The following is a 16,976-nucleotide window of genomic DNA, read 5'->3' as shown; positions in this document are numbered from 1 at the left end:
CTAGTGCTGCTTGTCACCTTTTGCCAGACTGGGAACAACGCACCGTTTCGCCGGTGATTAATCGCCGATCGCGAACGTACGCACCGTTTCCAGGAGGCCTCGTCATGAGGTGTGACGGCACGACCCGAAAACACGCGAGCCGGACGGCTTGCTGGGTCGTGCGTGTCCTGTTCCTGGCGGGGACGGTCGCGGGCGGACTCCTTCTGACGTGGCTGATCTCGACCTCCTCCGCCGCGGCGGAGCCGATCCCGCCGACGCCGGACGTGCCTTCCCTGCTCTCGGACACCGGCGTCCAGCACATCGCGGACAGTGTTCCGCGTCCTGACGTAGCGGCGGTCGGCAAGAAAATCGTTGGCACGGTGGAGAAAACCGTCTCTCGTCTGGTGCGGACCGCGACTCCGGAGCCCGCACCGGTCATTGCCCAGCCACCCCGATCCGTCGTGCAGCCGAAGAAATCCGCCATCGCCGAACGACCGGCGAAATCGGCGGCGCGCGCGGCGGAAAAGGCCAAAGCACCGACGACCGCCGTCCAACGGCAGGCTCCCGTTACGAACGCCGCCCCGTCAGTCGCCCCGTCGGCCGCTCCGGTCAAATCGCCAGTTCGACGCACGATCCACCGGGCATCCGTACCCGAACACCTCACCCCCGCGCCGAAAACAAAGCACGCACACACCCCGACGATTCCGACGTCGCCTGGCGTATTCGTCTGGCAAAGCGGTTCGGCACCGGGCGGAGTACAGCAGCCGACGCGGTTGTCCGAGCCGACACCGGTGGCAATTCCGGCTCGTCCTGGCGACACGTCCTGCCCGGCGAATACGAACGCCCGTCCCGGATACGACCCGGACTAGCCCGGCTCGCTCCCCGTTTCCGGTAACAAGCCCCTTCTTCACGGGCTCTGAAGTCGTGCCCGAAATCTCCGTCCATCACAGAGAACAAAGGAATTCGTCATGCACATTTGGGTCAAGCGCGGCATGCAGACGGCACTCGTCTCGGGCGGCCTGTTCGTCCTCGGCACCGGGGTCGCCTCCGCCGCCGAAAGTCCGGACGCTCCGGCCAATCCGATCGACGCCGGGGTCACCGTGCCGATCGACATCGGCGACAACGTCCTCGGCACCCCGGCCGGGCAAACGAAACTGCCCGGGTACCAGGGCGAAGTCTCCACGAAAACGCTCACCAACCCGCTCCAGCAGGCTTTGAAGCCGAAGACGAGCAGCGCGGCGAAACCAGCGACCTCAGCAGCCCCGGCCGCCGCGAAGCCAACGCAAAAGACGGCGGCCAAGGCCGCGCCGAGCAAGGCCGCTCCCCCGAGCGATCCCTTGCGCGGCAACCGCGCGAACGCGGAACTGGCGGTCCCGGTCCAAATCGCGGGCAACGCCTTCGCCGCGGGCGGACCCGCCGAGGTCGACGGCTCGAACCATCACCAGACCTACCGCAACGACCACGACATCACCACCAGCGGCGCGGGCACCCCGCTGGGCGGAAACGTCGTCGACGCGCGCTGGGCGGTCCCGGTGCAATTCGCGAACAACGCGATCTCCTGGGCCGGCGCCGCGCGCACGAAGGGCGGCCGCGCCGAGCAAACCACCTCGACGACCGGGAGCGACACCACCGACGGCCGCGGCGGCACCGGGTCCGGCAACGTCCTGGCCGGGCAGTGGGCGACGCCGCTGCAGGTCACCGGCAACGCGGCGTCCTGGGGAGGTTCGGCCCAGACCACCGACTCGCAGGCGCACAACACCACCAGCTCCGGCGGTCCGATCTCCAGCGCCGGGAAGGACGGCACGCTCGCGGGCAACGTCGGCGCGGCACCGCTGGCGTTCCCCTGGGAATTCAACGGAAACGCCCCGACCTGGGGCGGTGTGTCCACAGTGGATTCCTCGGACACGACCGACACGGTGACCGCAGGCGGCACCAAGGAAGGGATCAACCACATCCCGTCCTACGTGCAGACCAACGGCGATCGCGGGACCGGCTCCGGCAACATCGTGCAGCCGCAGGGCGCGGGCATCGCGAACGTGGCCAGCGTCGCCGCCGCCTGGGCGGGCAAGTCCAGCACCGGCGGCGTGCACGGCAGCCCGCTGCCGGACCCGGTTCCGCTGCCCGGCTACCCGTTCCCGACCGGCAACCCGCTCACCGGCGGAATCAACCCCGCCGCGCCGACGCCGACCGGCCAGCCGACCCGTCCGGACGGCTCGCCGCTCTGGCCGGTCCCGATCCCCAGCCCGCAGCCGGTTTCGCCGGCGCACGCGCCGAAGTCGGCGTCCAGCTCGAAATCGACCGTCACGTCCGGCGGGTTCTCCTCCACCTCCGCGAAGGACGGCACGGGTTCGGGCAACATCGCCGACGCGCCGCTGGCGGTCCCGGCCGAGGTGTTCGGCGTCGCCGGGAACTGGGGCCTGGAGTCGTACGCCGGGCACGACAACACGTCCGACGTGAAGTCCGGCAGCGGCACCTACTCGAACGGCAACGGCGGAAAGCTGTCCGGCAACCTCGTCTCGGAGCCGGTCGCGGCCAGCCCGGACGTCTTCGGGTCGGGCGCCTCGTGGATCGGCAACAGCTACGGCCAGGCCACCAACACCAAGAACGTCCAGGCCGGCGGCTACGACGGCACCCAGGGCAACAACTCCGAGGGCTCCGGCAATATCGTCACCGCCCCGGCCGCGCTGCCCGCCGAGGTGTTCGGCGTCGGCGGTTCCTGGATCGGCCAGGGCGTCGGAGTCGCCGACGAGCACAAGAAGGTCACCGCCGGCGGCGACGGAAACACCAACGACGACAACGGAAAACTGTCCTCGAACGTCATCGCCGCCCCGCTTTCCGCGCCGACTCAGGTCTTCGGCGTCGGGGCCGCGTGGATCGGCCGAGGTGTCGGCGAAGCGAGCAACCACACCGATTCGAAGGCAGGCGGCGACTACCACGGCACCGGCGCGCTCGGCACGGTCGCCGGAAACATCGCGCAGGCCCCGATTTCCCAGGTCACCCAGGTCGACGGAGACGGAGCGGCGTGGGGCGGCTACGGACAGGGCGTGTCCGACAACACCACCAACTCCCGGGCAGGCGGCAAAAACCTCGCCGACGGCCGCGGCGGCACTCTGGCTGGCAACGTCGTCAACGCGCCGTCCGCCGGAACCGCGGGCGTCTTCGGCGTGGCCCCGGCCTGGATCGGCCGAGTGACCGGCGACGCGACGAACAACACCACCTCCACCGCGGGCGGCGACACCCACACCGCGGGCGACCGCGGCCAGCTCGCCGGTGACGTCGTGTCGGCCGAGGCCCTGCCGATCGCCCAGGTCTTCGGCGATTCGGCGGCCTGGGCCGGGATGGTCGACGGCAGCGCGGTAAACCACACCCGCGACACCTCCGGCGGCGACATCACCAGCTCCGGCACCGGCACGTCCGGCGTCGTGCAGGACGTGCCGACCTCCGAGGTGGCGCAGGTGTTCGGCGACTCGGCGGTGTGGGGCGGAGTCGCGAACGCCTACGGCGACAACGTCACGCACGGCAATTCCGGTGGCCACGTCGTCACGACCGGCCAGCACAACCAGACGCCGGTCGGCGCGGTCGGGCAGACCTACGGCGTTCACCCGGCGCTGCTCGGGCAGGCCACCTCGATCGTCCCGGAGAACGTCACGCAGGTGGTGGACGGGGACACTCCGGCGCAGCTGGACCTGCCGCTGAGCCCGTCGGCGTTGCCTGCCAACGGGATTCCGACCTTGCCGGGTCTGCCTGGCTGAGCCAAGCGGGGTGCCCGGGTCGCGCCGCCCGGGCACCCCGCCTACCCGGTCAGAAACTGAACCATTGCGAGGACACCAGCACCAGTCCCAGCGAGCACACGGCGACCACCACTAGTCCGAGCGCGGCCACGACCAGCGGCCGCAGCCCGCTGCGAGCCATCTGCCGCAGGTCGAAGTTCAGCCCGACCCCGGCGAAGCACAACAGGAACGCCCACTTGGACAGATTCCCCAGGTTCGCGACCTCCGCCTTGGTGAACACGTGCGCGGTCGCCAGCGCGGAAACCGCGATGAACCCCAGCACGAACTTCGGGAAGGTGCGCCACACAAAGCCCGCACGGCCCTTCACCCCACCAGCGACTGCCTTGCCACCGCGAGTCGACCAGTACGCCGCGTACCCGAGCACCACAAGACCGATCAACGCGTTCCGGGTGCTCTTCACCGCCACCGCGACGTCCTGCGCATGCGGCGAGTAAGCCGCCCCAGTCGCGGTCGTCTCCGCGGTGTTGTCCACCGCGAGTCCGGCCCACAGGCCGAATTCGGTGTCAGTCAGGTTCAGTGCGTGCCCGATCGCCGGGAAGGTGAACAGCGCGACCGCACCCAGCGCGAGGATCGCCGCGATGGCGTAGCCGGAATCCTCGTCGTCAGCGTCGATCGAGCCGCGCCCGGCGATGATGGCTGACACACCGCAGATCGACGTGCCGATCGCCAGCAGTGAAGACAGCTTCCCGCCGAGGCCGAAAGCCTTGCCCACCAACAGGATCACCGTCGTGGCCACGGCCATGTCGACCAGGATGAGCCCCAGGCTGAACCCGCCGAGCTTGGCCAGGTCGCCCAGCACGAAGCGGGCGCCGAGCAGGACGATGCCGGTCTTCAGCCAGAACTCGTAGGTCCCGACGCCGGGCCGGAACAGCGCGGGGATGCCGATCGTGTTGCGGATGACCAGTCCGAGGACGATCGCCCACAGCACGTATTCGATGTCCGGCAGCGCGGTCCCGGTCGCGTGGCCGAGGCTGCGCACCCCGTTCTGCGCCAGTGTTCCGACCACGCCGACCGCTGCCAGCAACAGCAGCCCCGGCACATACTTCACGACCGCGGGCACCGTGCGGCGGCCTTCCAGCGCGGCCGTCATTTGACGAGGAACGGGATCGTCGGCAGCACGCCGAACGCGGCCAGCGCCACCAGGACGGCCGCGACCAGCACCGCGGCCCAGTCGGCGCTGATCCGCGCGGCGCCTCGCGGCTTCGAATCGGGACTCATGACCGCAGGACTGTAGGCGGGCCGGCCGCGCCAGTCCGCCCCGTCCACCAGCTGAGAAACCTCCTTTGTGGACACCGGCGGAACAACACCGGCCCGCCGCCCACATCCTGAGCAGCAGTGCGGCGCACCCCGGATTCCGGCTACCTCTGGCACAAACGAATCGAGGGGGCCGTGCCCGCATGAGTTCACCGAAAACCTTGCACCTCGCCGTCGAACTCGACAGCGCTGGAGCACCTCCAGGAGCCGACCCGCACGTGCTGGCGGACGTCGTCGCCGACGCCGAGCGGGCCGGGTTCACGTTCGCCACCTTCGACGACGCGCCCGCCGGCGGCTTCCGGGTCGAGGCCACGGTCCGCGCGGCCTACTCCGCCACCTCGACGTCCCGGATCGGACTGGCCCCGACGTCGCACGTGCTGACCGCCGAACCGTTCCACCTGGCCGCTCAGCTGGCGAGCCTCGACCACGCCACGCACGGCCGCGCCGCCTGGATCGTCGGCACCGCCGCCACGCCCGAAGCGCTCGCGACGATCGGCCGCGCGCACCCGGACGACCTCCGGCAAGAGGTGGCCGACGTCGTCGAAACGATCCGGCGACTGTGGGACTCGTGGGAGGACGACGCGGTCATCAAAGACCTCGCCACCGGCCGCTATCTGGACCCGGACAAGGTCCACCACGTGGACTTCGAGGGGGAAACGTTCTCCGTCAAAGGCCCGCTGATCACGCCGCGACCGCCGCAGGGCAGCCTCGTCGTGCTGGCCGCCGAGGAGTTCGCCGACGTCGTCCGGCCGGACATCGTGCTCACCGACGACCTCCGCCACCGCGACCAAACCGCTCCCCTGGTGTTCGGCGAGCTGGAAGTCCGTTTCGACTCCACCGAGCCGTCGCCGAACGGCCGCACCCGCTACACCGGTTCCCCCGCCGGGCTGGTCACGTTGCTCGATCAGCTCGATCTCGACGGCGTGCGCCTGCACCCCGGCGCGAACGACCTGCCAGTCCTGAGCCAAGAGGTACTCCCGGAACTGCACCGGCGAGGCCTGCTCACCCCGCCGGAACCGGGCGCGACCCTCCGCTCGACGCTTGGCCTCCCGCGTCCCGAGAACCGATTCGCCGTGTCGTCGAAGGGAATCGCATGACCGCGCAGCTGCACCTCGGGGTCTTCTACACCGGCGTCGGACCGCAGTTCCTGTGGGACGACCCGTCGAACGCCGATCACACCGCGATCGAGACGTACGTGTCGGTGGCCCAAACCCTGGAACGCGGGCTGTTCGACGCGTTCTTCCTCGGCGAAGGCTTGCGGGTCCGGGAGAATCGCGGCCAGGTGCACGCCTTGGACGTCGCAGGTCGCCCCGACGCGATCACCCAGCTCAGCGCGCTGGCCGGGGCAACTACGAAGATCGGGCTGGTCGCCACGCAGAACACCACCTACAACTACCCCGCCGACCTCGCCCGTCGCCTCGCCTCGCTCGATTACGTCTCGGGCGGGCGGGCCGGGTGGAACATCGTCACCACCGACAATGCCTGGACTGGAGCCAACTTCCGCCACGGCGGCTGGCTTGCGCACGAGCGGCGGTACGAACGCGCGACCCAGTTCGTCGAGGCGGCGAAAGCCTTGTGGACCGGACCGGTCGAGGCGGACACCGATCTGGTGCGGCTGCGCGCCGAACCGACAGTCTCGCCGAGCCCGCAGGGTCGTCCGGTTTTGTTCCAGGCCGGCGACTCCCCCGGCGGCCGGGAATTGGCCGCGCGGCACGCCGACGTCGTCTTCTCCGCGAACACCGCCTACGACAAAGCGGCTGCTTACGCGGCAGACCTGCGGGACCGATTGGCCCGCCATGGCAGGCCAGCTGACGCGGTACGAATCCTGCCTGGTGCGTCGGTCGTCCTCGGTGATACGCCGACCGACGCCGCTGAACGCGCGGAGGAAATCCGCCGCCGCCAGATCAACCCGCAGCGCGCCATCGCGTTCCTCGAACAGTATTGGGGCCAGGACCTGTCGGCGTTCGATCCGCACGGGCCGCTGCCCGACGTCGAACCGGCCGAGGGCGAACTCGACCCGTCGCGCGGCACGATCTCGATCGAGCACCGCACCGGAAAGCTCGAACGCATCCAGCAGTGGCGCGAACTCGCCGAGGCGAAGAACCTGTCGATCCACCAGCTGGTGCAGGAGGTCGAACCGCGGCATCACTCGTTCGTCGGAACGCCCGCGCAGGTCGCCGACGAATGGGCGCGCTACGCGGCCGACCGCGTGGTCGACGGGTTCAACCTCACCCCGCACCTCGTCCCAGGGACGATCGACGAGGTGGTCGACCGGCTCGTGCCGGAGCTGCAGGACCGCGGCGTCTACCGCACCGAGTACACCGGCACGACCCTGCGCGAACACCTGGAGCTACCGTGAGGTTCCTGCTGATCACCCTGATCACGCACACCCCCGACCCGGTCACCGGGGAACTGGCCGCGCCGGACGCCCGGCTGCGCGAGGTCGTCGAAAACGCCGAACTCGCCGAGGAACTGGGCTTCGACGGCTACGGCGTCGGCGAACGGCACGAGCGGCCGTTCCTGTCGTCGTCCCCGCCGGTGGTGCTCAGCCACATCGCCGCCCGGACCCGCCGGATCCGGCTGTTCACCGCGGTCACGACGCTCAGCCTGCTCGACCCGGTGCGCGCGTTCGAGGACTATTCGATGCTGGACAACCTTTCCGGGGGACGGCTCGAACTCATCATCGGCAAGGGAAACGGCTCGGCGCAGCGCGAGCTCTTCGACGTCACGCCCGAGGACCAGTGGGACCGCAACGCCGAGGGCTACGAGCTGTTCCGCAAGCTGTGGCAGGCGGACCGGGTCACGTGGTCCGGGCGGTTCCGGCCGCCGCTCACCGCCGCGGAGGTGTGGCCGCGGCCGCTGCAGCAGCCGATCCGGATCTGGCACGGGAGCGCGACCAGCCGCGAATCCGTCGAGCTGGCGGCGAAACACGGGGATCCGCTGTTCTCCGCGAACGTCACCAACCCGATCGGCCCGTACGCCGAGCTGATCCGGCACTACCGGGAACGCTGGGCCTTCCACGGCCGCGACCCGGTTCAGGCGGTGGTCGGCGCGGGCACGGCCGGATTCCATCTGGCGAGCCGGTCGCAGGACGCGCTGGAGGCGTACCGGCCGATCTTCGAGGCGCGGCTGGCGCTTCAGCGCAAGCTCGGCCAGGAGGTGGTTTTCCCGACGCTGGAAGACTTCGCCGAGCGCAGCTCCGCGCTGATCGGCAGCCCTGCCCAGGTGACCGAGAAGGTGTTGCGGTACCACGAGCAGTTCGGGCACGGCGTGACGCATCTGTCCGCTGACCGCGACGGCCGGACACCGCAGGAACACCGTGCGGCACTGGAGCTTTTCCAGGCGGAGGTGGCGCCGGCGCTGCGGCGGGCGATAGCTGGACCGGCCTGGCCGTCGAGCTAGTACCGCTGGCCCGGCTCCAGCAACAACACCGCCAATGCGTCCGCACATCGTTGCGCTCGAGAGAGGAACCACGGCAACCGGTCATCCGTCAACGTGTCCGAAGTGGACCGAAGCGCCAACGCCGCGTGCACTCCGCCGACGGCCGAACACCGCAGGAACACCGCGCGGCGCTCGAACTCTTCCAAGCGGAGGTGGCACCGGCGCTGCGGCGGGCGATAGCTGGACCGGCCTGGCCGCCCAGCTAGTACCGCTGGCCCGGCTCCAGCAACAACACCGCCAATGCGTCCGCACATCGTTGCGCTCGAGAGAGGAACCACGACAACCGGTCATCCGTCAACATGTCCGAAGTGGACCGAAGCGCCAACGCCGCGTGCACGTGCCCGGAAGCACGCAGCACCGGCACCGCGATCGTCCGGACGCCGAACGCCGACTCCCCGTCGTTCAGCGCATAACCCGCTTCCCGGACGCGGTCCAGTTCCGCGCGCAGATCGGCTTTGTGCGTGATGGTGCGCGCGGTGTAGGCCGTCAGCGGCGGCAGCGCGTCCAGGTCGTCCTCGCCCGGCGGGGCCCACGCGAGCAGGACCTTGCCCAGCGCCGTCGAGTGCAGCGGGCGGCGCAAGCCGAGCCCGGCGGTGAGGGCGACGCTCGTGCCGGCCAGGATCACCGCGTCGGTGCCGCTGCGGATGGCCAGGTCGGCGGCGGTTCCGGTGGCCTTGGCGACCTCGGTGAGTTCGTCGGCGGCAAGGTGGATTCCGCGCTGGTAAAGCGAAAGCTGGCCGAGTTCGGCGACCGCGGGCCCGAGCCGGTAGCGCAGGCTGCCCTCCGCCAGCGCGAGGAATCCCGTCGCCGCCAGGGTGCGGGCGATCCGGTGCGCGGTCGAGACCGAAAGGTTCATCCGCCGCGCCAGTTCGGAGACGCCGAGATCGCCCGGGTTGTCCCGGAAGCACTGCAGCATGCCCAAGGCCCGGGTGACCGCCTGCGATCCGGCGGGCACGGCTTCGGCGGCGTTACCGGCTTTGCTCACCATGTGGCAAGTGTCGCACAGGTTCTCCGCACTAGTACCAGTAGTCGTCCGCAGATCTCTCATGATGTGGAAATAATTGTCGGCCCGGCACGGCTCGTGCGACGGTTCCGGCCGTCTCCCCTCCTCACCCGCTGGAGCAACTGTGCCCGCCCTGCCGGAAATCTGGTTCACCCGCTGTCCCGTGCCCACCGCGACCGGGATCGCCGCCGACCGCGGCGAACTGGCCCGCGAATTCGCACCGGACGGCATCCGCGTGCGCGCGCTGCAAGATCTGCCCGCCGACCAGCGGGACGCGCATTTCACCCACGAGCTGCCCGGCCTGTTCCGCGAGGGCGGCAATGTGCCGGCGCTGTGGGCCCGCTCGCGCGGCGTCGAAACCCGGCTGATCGCGTTGACGTGGATCGAAGAACGCCAGAACATCCTGGTGTGCGCGGACAGCCCGGTCGCCGAACCCGCGCAGCTGCGCGGACTCCGGCTCGCCGTGCCCCGCCACGAAATCGCGATCGACTTCTGGCGGGCGATGGCGTTGCACGGACACGCCGGGGCGCTGTCGCTCGCCGGGCTCACCCTCGCCGACGCCGACCTGGTCGACGTGCCCGGTTCCCCGATCGGCCAGTGGGAAGGCGAGCTGGCCGCGTTGCGGGACGGCCTCGTGGACGCCGTTTACGTCAAGGGCGCGGTCGCCGTCGAAACCGCGCGCCGGTTCGGGGCCAAGGTCGCGATCGACCTCGACGCCGCGCCCGATCGCCGCGCGCGGGTCAACAACGGCACGCCGCGGCCGGTGACCGTCCACCAGCGGCTGCTCGACGAGCACCCGGACGTGGTGACTCGATTCCTGGCGCTGCTGCTGGAATCCGCCGCGTGGGCCGCTGACCGGCCAGAGGACGTCGCTCGGATACTGCGCGCCGAAACCGGCGCGGGCGTCGAAGGCGTCACCGGCGCCTACCGTCCCGAAACCGCCGCGAACCTCGGGCTTTCGCTGTCCGACGAGCGGCTGTCCTTGCTCGAACAGCAAGAGCTTTTCCTGAGGCAGCAAGGGTTTCTCGAAAGCCCGGTGGAAGTGTCCGCCTGGGCCGCCCCCGAACCGCTGCTCGCCGCCCGCGCGCTCGCAGACCAGCGCGCGACCCCGCTCGTATCCCCGATCTCCCCCGGAGCCCGACCATGAGAATCCGTTCCCTCGCCCTGGCCGCCGCCGCGGTCCTCGCCTTCGCTGGAGTCGCAGCCTGCTCGTCCAGCTCGGCCGACGCGGGCACCGTGAAGGTCCGTATCCCCGACGACAGCAACTCCGGACTGCTCGCGGTGGGCCGCAAAGACGGCTCGCTCGCCGCCGCGCTCGCGAAGGTGCACGCCTCGGTCGAATGGACCGGCACCGCCGGGGCGTTCGCTCCCGCCGCACAACAGCTCGACGCGAACGCACTCGACTTCGCGTCCGGTTCGATCACTTCGGCGACCGCGGCGCTCGCGCAGAATCCCGGCTTCAAACTGTTTTCCGCCACCCAGCCGGACAAACTCGGCGAAGGCATTCTCGTCAAGAACGGCTCGCCGATCACGAATGTGCGAGACCTCATCGGCAAGAAGGTCGCGGTCTGGCACGGCGGGACGAGCGAATACCTGTTGCTGCAGGCGTTGCGGCAGGCCGATGTGCCGATCGATTCGGTTCAGCGGGTGTATCTGCAGCCCGGACAGGTCGCGCCGCTGTTCGCGTCCGGCCAGGTCGACGCGTGGTCGACGTGGGCCCAGTTCTCGGTTCCGCGACTGGCCGACGGGGGTTCCCGCTTCCTCGTGACCGGCGGCCAGGTCGGTTCGGAGAATTACGCGGTCTGGGCAGTGCGCACCGGATTCGCGGATCAGCACCCCGAAGTCGTGCGCGCACTGTACGACTATCTGCGCGCCGCCGGACAGCGTCAGCAGCAGGATCCTGGCTCGTTCCTGAACGTCAAAACCACTTCTGGACCGGAAGCTCTTTCCCCGGCGCAGAAAACCGTCGCGGAGTCGATCAACAAAGCGCTTTCGCCGACCGCCCCGATCGGCGCGGCAGAACTCGACCGCTTTCACAACGTCGCCCGATTCTTCGCCGATCAGCACATCACCAACGGTTTCTTCGACGTCAAGCCGTACGTCATCGACGTGACCTCCTTGCCCGGGAGCCCGAAGTGAGCACGGCGACCGAATTCTCCGTCACGTCGACGGCCGGGCTCGTCGTACCGGACGCCCCCGCGCCGCGCACCCGGCGGCGCGGACTCCGGCTCGCCCTGCGCGTCGTCGGCCCGCTGGTGCTGCTGCTCGCCTGGATCACCGGCTCAGCCACCGGCGTGCTCAGCCCGACGCTGCTCGCCTCCCCCGGTCAAGTATTGGCCGCCGTGGGCGAACTATGGACCAGCGGACAACTCGGCGACGCGCTGGAAGTCTCGCTCGCCCGCGCCGGAGCCGGGCTGGCCATCGGCGTGCTGGTCGGCCTCTCGCTCGGGGTCCTGACCGGATTTTCCCGGCTGGGCGAGGAATTGCTCGACTCGTCCGTGCAGTTGCTGCGGACTGTCCCGTTCCTTTCGCTGGTCCCGTTGTTCATGGTGTGGTTCGGGATCGGCGAAACCGCTCGGGTCGTGCTGATCGCGGTGGCGACGAGTTTCCCCATGTATGTCTCCACTTCCGGCGGAGTCCGCAACGCCGACCGCGGCCTTCTCGAAGCGATGCGGACGTTCGGAATGGGCCGGCTGGCTCTCGTGCGGGAAGTCGTGCTGCCGGGCGCGTTGCCGTCGCTGCTGTCCGGGCTGCGGTTGTCGATGACGCTCAGCGTGATCGCGCTCATCGCCGCCGAGGAGATCAACTCGACGGCGGGCATCGGGTACCTGATGTCGACCGCGCAGGAGTATTCGCGCACCGACGTGCTCACCGTGTGCATCCTGATCTACGCTGTGATCGGCCTGCTCGCCGACGGCGCGGTCCGGTTGCTGGAACGGCTGGTCATGCCGTGGCGGACCGTCGGACGGGGTGCCCGGTGAACGCGGCGGCCGTGCACCTGCGCGGGCTCGAGCGGCGGTTCGGCGACCGCGCGGTGCTGGACAGCCTCGACCTCGACATCCGCCGCGGCGAGTTCTTCGCACTGCTGGGCGCCAGCGGCAGCGGGAAAACGACCCTGCTCCGGTTGCTGGCCGGTCTAGACCGCCCCGACGGCGGAACAGTCCTGGTACCCCAGGTCCGCACGGTGGTATTTCAAGAGCCCCGGTTGGTGCCGTCGAAACGCGTGCTGGCGAACGTCACCGTCGGAATGCCGCGTGGCAGCGCCACCCGGCGGACCGGTCTGGACGCGCTCACCGAAGTCGGCCTCGCCGACCACACCGACGCCTGGCCCGCCACCCTGTCCGGCGGCGAGGCCCAGCGAGTCGCACTCGCCCGCGCCCTCGTCCGCGAACCCGAACTGCTGCTGCTCGACGAGCCGTTCGCCGCCCTCGACGCCTTGACCCGGCTGCGGATGCAAGACCTCGTCGAACGCCTGTGCCGCGTCCACCGGCCAGCCGTCCTGCTGGTCACCCACGACGTCGACGAGGCCATCCGGCTCGCCGACCGCATCGGCGTCCTGCGCGAAGGACGGCTGATCACTGACGAACGTGTCGGCCTGGACCGCCCTCGCGATCCGGCCGATCCCGCGTTCGCCGCGCTTCGTTCCCGCTTGCTCGCCGATCTCGGCGTGCACACCCTTGAGGAGACCTCCCCATGACCGTCCACATCGGAGTCCACCCGCACAACCCGTCCCTCTACCACCTCTCCCGCCTCGGCTTCCTCGAACAACTGCTGCGGCCGCTCGGCGAAGACGTGGAATGGCACCGAATCGGCGGCCTCGACACCGCGGCCGCGCTCGCCGACGGGCGGATCGACTTCGGCGGCACCGGTTCGACCCCGCCGCTGTCCGCACAGGCCGACGGCCACGACCTCGTCTACGCCGCCGTCTCCGCGCCACGGCCGGGCCACGGCGCACTCCTGGTGCGCGACGACATTCAGGCGGCGGACTTGAAGGGCCAGACCGTCGACCTCGCGATCGGCTCATGGCAGACCCACTTCGTCAGCAAGCTCCTGAGCAGCCAAGGACTCGATTACGGACGTGACATCACCGCGCGCCGAGCCGGACCGTCCTCCGCCGAAGACCTTCGCGAAGGGCGCGTCAAAGCATGGGTCGCCCAAGGCGCGGAGCTGTTCGCCGCCCGTCGCGCCGGCAAGGTGCGCACGCTCGTCGAAGCCGGGGACGTGATCGCCGACCGGTCGGTGTTCTTCACCCGCCGCAACGTCGCCGACACCCGGCCCGAACTCGTCGGCGCCCTCGTGGAAGCCCTGCAGCAGGCCGACGACTGGGCTGCCGCGAACCTGATCGAAGCAGCGGACTTCGCCGCCGCCGAGCAAGGCGGCGACGCCGAGGATTGGCATGCCGCGCTGGCGGTGCTGCCCTGGCGACTCGAGCCGGTGAGCGACGTCTTCCTCGCCGAGCAGCAGGAAGCCGCCGACATCCTGGCGGACGCCGGATTCCTGGCGAAACCGATCAAGGTCGCCCAGATCCGGCACGCGGGCCTGGACCGGGCCGTCGCGGCGGCACTCGGCGTGAAGGGCTGAAAACGTGACCGAAATCCTCTGGTACCTCATCCCCCGCGAAGGCGCCTATCCCTGGGAGCCCGAAGGACGCCGCCAAGTCGACCTGGCCTACCTCCAGCAGCTCGGTACCGCGGTCGACCGCATCGGCTTCGACGGCGCACTGTTCGCCACCGATCTTTATGACGTGTGGCCGCTCGCCAGCGCACTCGCCGCGGTCACCAGGCCGTCTTTCAAGCCGTTGCTCGCCGTGCACCCCGGCCTGATTTCCCCGACCCAGCTGGCGAAAATGGCGTTGACCTTCGAGCAGCTCTTCGGCCGGGACCGCCTGCGTTTCAACGTGGTCAACGGATCCACGCCCGCGCTGCGCCAAGCCGGTCTGCAGCTCGAACACGACGAGCGATACGCCCTCAGCGCCGAATACTGGTCGCTGGTCAAACGCCTCACCGCCGGGGAAACGTTCGACCACAAAGGACAGTTCTACGAGCTGACCGGCGCCGGACAGGGACTGAGCGAACTGGTCCCGGACGGCGGCGCGCACGTCCCGCTGTGGTTCGGCGGCTCCTCCCCGGCGGGTATCGAAATGGCCGCCGAGCACGTCGACGTGTACCTGACCTGGGGCGAACCTCCGCACCTGCTCAAGGAAAAGCTGGAACGAGTCCGCGAACGAGCCGCCGCGCACGGCCGCGAACTCCGGCTCGGCCTGCGGTTGCACCTGATCGTCCGGGACACCGAGGAAGAAGCGTGGGCCGCCGCCGACCGGCTCCTCGACGTGACGAGCAACAGCACGTACGAACGCATGCTCGGCGACGCGGCGGCCAATGACGGCGAGGGCTGGCGACGGCAATTCCGTCAGCACGGCGGCGTCGTCCCGGCCCGCGCACGAGAGCTCGAAGAGCACCCGAACCTGTGGCCTGGCATGGGATTGTTCCGTCCGGGGCCGGGCACCGCCGTGGTCGGCAGCACGGAACAGGTGCTGGAGCGGCTGGCGGAATTCCGGGATCTCGGCGTCGACGTGTTCATTCTGTCCGGCAATCCGTTGCTGGAAGAGGCTTACCGGGTGGGGGAAACGATTCTCCCGGCGTTGCGCGGATGAACGCTCTGCTGGATGCCGCCCGCGACCTCGACCTGCCCCGCCTGCGAGCCCGCCTGCATGCGACGCCCGAGGTAGGACTCCACCTGCCCCGGACCCAAGAAACCGTCCTCGCCGCACTCGACGGCCTGCCGGTCGAAATACACACCGGCCGCGCGCTGAGTTCAGTCGTGGGCGTCGTGCGCGGCGCGGCCCCCGGCCCCACCGTCCTGCTTCGCGCCGACCTCGACGCGTTGCCGTTCCCCGATGGACCCCGGCATGCCTGCGGCCACGACCAGCACGCGGCGATGCTGGTCGGCGCGGCACAGCTGCTGTCCGCCCGCCGGGACCGGCTGGCCGGCGACGTCCTGCTCATGTTCCAGCCCGGCGAGGAGGGCCACGACGGAGCGCGCCACATGCTCGAAGAAGGCCTCCTCGCCGCGACCGGCTCCACCCCGATCGCCGCCTACGCACTGCACTCGGCCGCGTCGTCGCCGCTCGGCGCCTTCGGCAACACCGCCGGTCCAGCGCTGGCCGCGTCCGGCAGCGTCACGATCACTTTGCGCGGCCGGGGCGGGCACGGGGCCTGGCCGCACCGCGCCGCCGATCCGGTGCCGGCGGCCGGTGCGCTGATCACCGCACTGTATGCGGTGGTCAACCGGGAGTTCGACGTCCAGGAGCCCGTGGTCCTGACCGTCGGCAGCGTCCATGCCGGGACGCAGGCGACGATCATCCCTGCTGAGGCCCGGCTGGACGCGACGCTCCGGGCGATGTCCGACGCAACACTCGACCGGCTCGCCGCCGCGGTGGAACGCGCTGCGCAAGGTGTGGCGCACGCACACGGAATCCGCGCCGAAACCACCTATCAGCCTGGCTATCCGGCGACGGTGAATCACGTCGGTGAGGCGGATTTCGTGCGCGACACCGTGCACGACGTCTTCGGCCCGGACCGGTTCGTCCGCACCGCTAAACCCGCTCTGGTGTCGGATGACATCGGCCGGATCCTGGCCGCCGTTCCCGGCGTGATGACCAGCGTCGGAGCGTGCCCGCCCGGCCGGGATCCCGCGACCGCACCGGGAAATCACGCGCCGGACGCCGAGTTCGACGACGCCGTCCTCCCCGACGGCGCGGCGCTCCTGGCCGAACTCGCGCAACGGCGGCTCGGATATTCGCTGGACAGGGCTCGCGGCGGCGCGCAAGATCAAGAGACGTGACCGATTTCGCCGCTTTGCCGCTCGCCGATGCCCAGCTGTCCGAAGCCCAACCCGCCGACGCCGCCGAACTCCTTGTGCTGCAACGGTGTTGCTGGGTCCCGCAGGCGATCGTCAACGACACCTTAGACGTGCCCGCGCTGCACGAGGACCTGGACACCGTGCGCGGCTGGATCGCGTCCACTCGCGTGTGGACGGTCCGGATCGGCGGACGGCTCGTCGCCGCCGTTCGCGCGCATCTCGAGGAGGACCGCTGGGAGATCGGCCGCCTGATGGTCGCGCCCGATCTCGCCGGACAGGGCGTCGGCCGGTGGCTGCTGAGCTACGCCGAGCGGCAGGCCCCGCCGCAGGCGACCAGCCTGGTGCTCTACACCGGGTCGGGCAGCGAACGGAACCTGACGATGTACCGGCGCGCCGGGTATCAGGTCGCCGAACCGCCCGCGGACACGCTAGGGAAGCACATTCGCGGGGCGGTTTACCTGACGAAGAGCGCTTAGCGTCGCACGGCGACCTCCTCCCGCCGGAGCCCGGTCGGCCAGGCCGATCTCGGCGGGTCGGGGTCGCTCGCGGCGGGTCGGGGTCGCTCGCGGCAGGTTGGGGTCGCTCGCGGCAGGTTGGGGTCGCTCGCGGCAGGTTGGGGTCGCTCGCGGCAGGTTGGGGTCGCTCGC

Annotated in this window: 16 protein-coding genes; 13 read left to right on the top strand and 3 right to left on the bottom strand. The window is 70.1% G+C overall.

Translation table 11 applies throughout. From position 1 onward, the window contains the following. The first annotated feature begins 104 nt into the window (after window positions 1-104). Together ABD156_RS40480 and ABD156_RS40475 are read left to right on the top strand one after the other, a co-directional pair. Window positions 105-848 carry a hypothetical protein gene (locus tag ABD156_RS40480; protein ID WP_344286340.1) on the top strand — a complete coding sequence of 248 codons (744 nt, stop codon included), beginning with the start codon at window positions 105-107 and terminating at the stop codon, window positions 846-848. A 99-nt stretch (window positions 849-947) separates the two neighbouring features. Continuing rightward, entirely contained in the window at window positions 948-3,731 is a 2,784-nt protein-coding gene (locus ABD156_RS40475; RefSeq protein ID WP_344286339.1) for a beta strand repeat-containing protein, read from the top strand. 49 nt (window positions 3,732-3,780) lie between these two features. Here ABD156_RS40475 and ABD156_RS40470 read toward each other — a convergent pair whose 3' ends face one another. Both ABD156_RS40470 and ABD156_RS40465 read right to left on the bottom strand, forming a co-directional pair. Continuing rightward, window positions 3,781-4,860 carry a YeiH family protein gene (locus ABD156_RS40470; protein WP_344286338.1) on the bottom strand — a complete coding sequence of 360 codons (1,080 nt, stop codon included), beginning with the start codon at window positions 4,858-4,860 and terminating at the stop codon, window positions 3,781-3,783. Further along, the gene (locus ABD156_RS40465; protein ID WP_344286337.1) at window positions 4,857-4,988 is read right to left on the bottom strand and encodes a hypothetical protein; all 132 of its coding nucleotides are present in this window, start codon (window positions 4,986-4,988) and stop codon (window positions 4,857-4,859) included. The genes ABD156_RS40470 and ABD156_RS40465 overlap by 4 nt, the downstream gene beginning before the upstream one ends. Before the next feature lie 179 nt (window positions 4,989-5,167). Between ABD156_RS40465 and ABD156_RS40460 the strand changes: the two genes are divergently transcribed. The 3 genes from ABD156_RS40460 to ABD156_RS40450 are packed head-to-tail and all read left to right on the top strand — an operon-like array spanning window position 5,168 to window position 8,426. Continuing rightward, window positions 5,168-6,121 (top strand): LLM class flavin-dependent oxidoreductase, encoded by a 954-nt coding sequence (locus ABD156_RS40460; protein ID WP_344286336.1) that lies wholly within the window; start codon window positions 5,168-5,170, stop codon window positions 6,119-6,121. Beyond that, window positions 6,118-7,383: an LLM class flavin-dependent oxidoreductase gene (locus ABD156_RS40455; protein ID WP_344286335.1), complete on the top strand. Its 1,266-nt coding sequence runs from the start codon at window positions 6,118-6,120 to the stop codon at window positions 7,381-7,383. Before ABD156_RS40460 ends, ABD156_RS40455 begins: the two co-directional genes overlap by 4 nt. Further along, a complete protein-coding gene (locus ABD156_RS40450) occupies window positions 7,380-8,426 on the top strand; it encodes an LLM class flavin-dependent oxidoreductase (protein WP_344286334.1) in 1,047 nt (348 codons plus the stop codon). The genes ABD156_RS40455 and ABD156_RS40450 overlap by 4 nt, the downstream gene beginning before the upstream one ends. Before the next feature lie 241 nt (window positions 8,427-8,667). Here the strand turns inward: ABD156_RS40450 and ABD156_RS40445 are convergent, their stop codons facing one another. Then, window positions 8,668-9,453: an IclR family transcriptional regulator gene (locus ABD156_RS40445; protein WP_344286333.1), complete on the bottom strand. Its 786-nt coding sequence runs from the start codon at window positions 9,451-9,453 to the stop codon at window positions 8,668-8,670. Window positions 9,454-9,592: 139 nt separating this feature from the next. Between ABD156_RS40445 and ABD156_RS40440 the strand changes: the two genes are divergently transcribed. The 8 genes from ABD156_RS40440 to ABD156_RS40405 are packed head-to-tail and all read left to right on the top strand — an operon-like array spanning window position 9,593 to window position 16,805. Then, a complete protein-coding gene (locus tag ABD156_RS40440) occupies window positions 9,593-10,615 on the top strand; it encodes an ABC transporter substrate-binding protein (RefSeq protein ID WP_344286332.1) in 1,023 nt (340 codons plus the stop codon). Further along, complete coding sequence (locus tag ABD156_RS40435; protein WP_344286331.1) at window positions 10,612-11,607, top strand: NrtA/SsuA/CpmA family ABC transporter substrate-binding protein; 996 nt, start codon at window positions 10,612-10,614, stop codon at window positions 11,605-11,607. The genes ABD156_RS40440 and ABD156_RS40435 overlap by 4 nt, the downstream gene beginning before the upstream one ends. Then, on the top strand, window positions 11,604-12,449 hold the full coding sequence (locus tag ABD156_RS40430) for an ABC transporter permease (RefSeq protein ID WP_344286330.1): 846 nt from the start codon (window positions 11,604-11,606) through the stop codon (window positions 12,447-12,449). Before ABD156_RS40435 ends, ABD156_RS40430 begins: the two co-directional genes overlap by 4 nt. Then, window positions 12,446-13,165, top strand: a complete 720-nt coding sequence (locus tag ABD156_RS40425; RefSeq protein ID WP_344286329.1) for an ABC transporter ATP-binding protein — start codon at window positions 12,446-12,448, stop codon at window positions 13,163-13,165. The genes ABD156_RS40430 and ABD156_RS40425 overlap by 4 nt, the downstream gene beginning before the upstream one ends. Next, the gene (locus ABD156_RS40420) at window positions 13,162-14,049 is read left to right on the top strand and encodes an ABC transporter substrate-binding protein (protein ID WP_344286328.1); all 888 of its coding nucleotides are present in this window, start codon (window positions 13,162-13,164) and stop codon (window positions 14,047-14,049) included. The genes ABD156_RS40425 and ABD156_RS40420 overlap by 4 nt, the downstream gene beginning before the upstream one ends. Window positions 14,050-14,053: 4 nt before the next feature. Next, on the top strand, window positions 14,054-15,121 hold the full coding sequence (locus ABD156_RS40415; RefSeq protein ID WP_344286327.1) for an LLM class flavin-dependent oxidoreductase: 1,068 nt from the start codon (window positions 14,054-14,056) through the stop codon (window positions 15,119-15,121). Beyond that, window positions 15,118-16,311, top strand: coding sequence for a M20 metallopeptidase family protein (locus ABD156_RS40410; protein WP_344286326.1), 1,194 nt, complete (start codon window positions 15,118-15,120; stop codon window positions 16,309-16,311). Before ABD156_RS40415 ends, ABD156_RS40410 begins: the two co-directional genes overlap by 4 nt. Beyond that, window positions 16,308-16,805, top strand: coding sequence for a GNAT family N-acetyltransferase (locus ABD156_RS40405; protein WP_344286325.1), 498 nt, complete (start codon window positions 16,308-16,310; stop codon window positions 16,803-16,805). The genes ABD156_RS40410 and ABD156_RS40405 overlap by 4 nt, the downstream gene beginning before the upstream one ends. The last annotated feature ends 171 nt before the right edge of the window (window positions 16,806-16,976 follow it).

It is taken from the genome of Amycolatopsis albidoflavus, from assembly GCF_039525725.1.
Taxonomy (GTDB): domain Bacteria; phylum Actinomycetota; class Actinomycetes; order Mycobacteriales; family Pseudonocardiaceae; genus Amycolatopsis; species Amycolatopsis albidoflava.
This window is presented reverse-complemented; position numbering and strand designations above follow the sequence as displayed.

What these genes read in the sequence shown, in the direction of transcription:
- ABD156_RS40480 (WP_344286340.1), top strand. Translation starts at nt 105, where the DNA reads ATGAGGTGTGACGGCACGACCCGAAAACACGCGAGCCGGACGGCTTGC.
- ABD156_RS40475 (WP_344286339.1), top strand. Translation starts at nt 948, where the DNA reads ATGCACATTTGGGTCAAGCGCGGCATGCAGACGGCACTCGTCTCGGGC.
- ABD156_RS40470 (WP_344286338.1), bottom strand. Translation starts at nt 4,860, where the DNA reads ATGACGGCCGCGCTGGAAGGCCGCCGCACGGTGCCCGCGGTCGTGAAG.
- ABD156_RS40465 (WP_344286337.1), bottom strand. Translation starts at nt 4,988, where the DNA reads ATGAGTCCCGATTCGAAGCCGCGAGGCGCCGCGCGGATCAGCGCCGAC.
- ABD156_RS40460 (WP_344286336.1), top strand. Translation starts at nt 5,168, where the DNA reads ATGAGTTCACCGAAAACCTTGCACCTCGCCGTCGAACTCGACAGCGCT.
- ABD156_RS40455 (WP_344286335.1), top strand. Translation starts at nt 6,118, where the DNA reads ATGACCGCGCAGCTGCACCTCGGGGTCTTCTACACCGGCGTCGGACCG.
- ABD156_RS40445 (WP_344286333.1), bottom strand. Translation starts at nt 9,453, where the DNA reads ATGGTGAGCAAAGCCGGTAACGCCGCCGAAGCCGTGCCCGCCGGATCG.
- ABD156_RS40435 (WP_344286331.1), top strand. Translation starts at nt 10,612, where the DNA reads ATGAGAATCCGTTCCCTCGCCCTGGCCGCCGCCGCGGTCCTCGCCTTC.
- ABD156_RS40420 (WP_344286328.1), top strand. Translation starts at nt 13,162, where the DNA reads ATGACCGTCCACATCGGAGTCCACCCGCACAACCCGTCCCTCTACCAC.
- ABD156_RS40410 (WP_344286326.1), top strand. Translation starts at nt 15,118, where the DNA reads ATGAACGCTCTGCTGGATGCCGCCCGCGACCTCGACCTGCCCCGCCTG.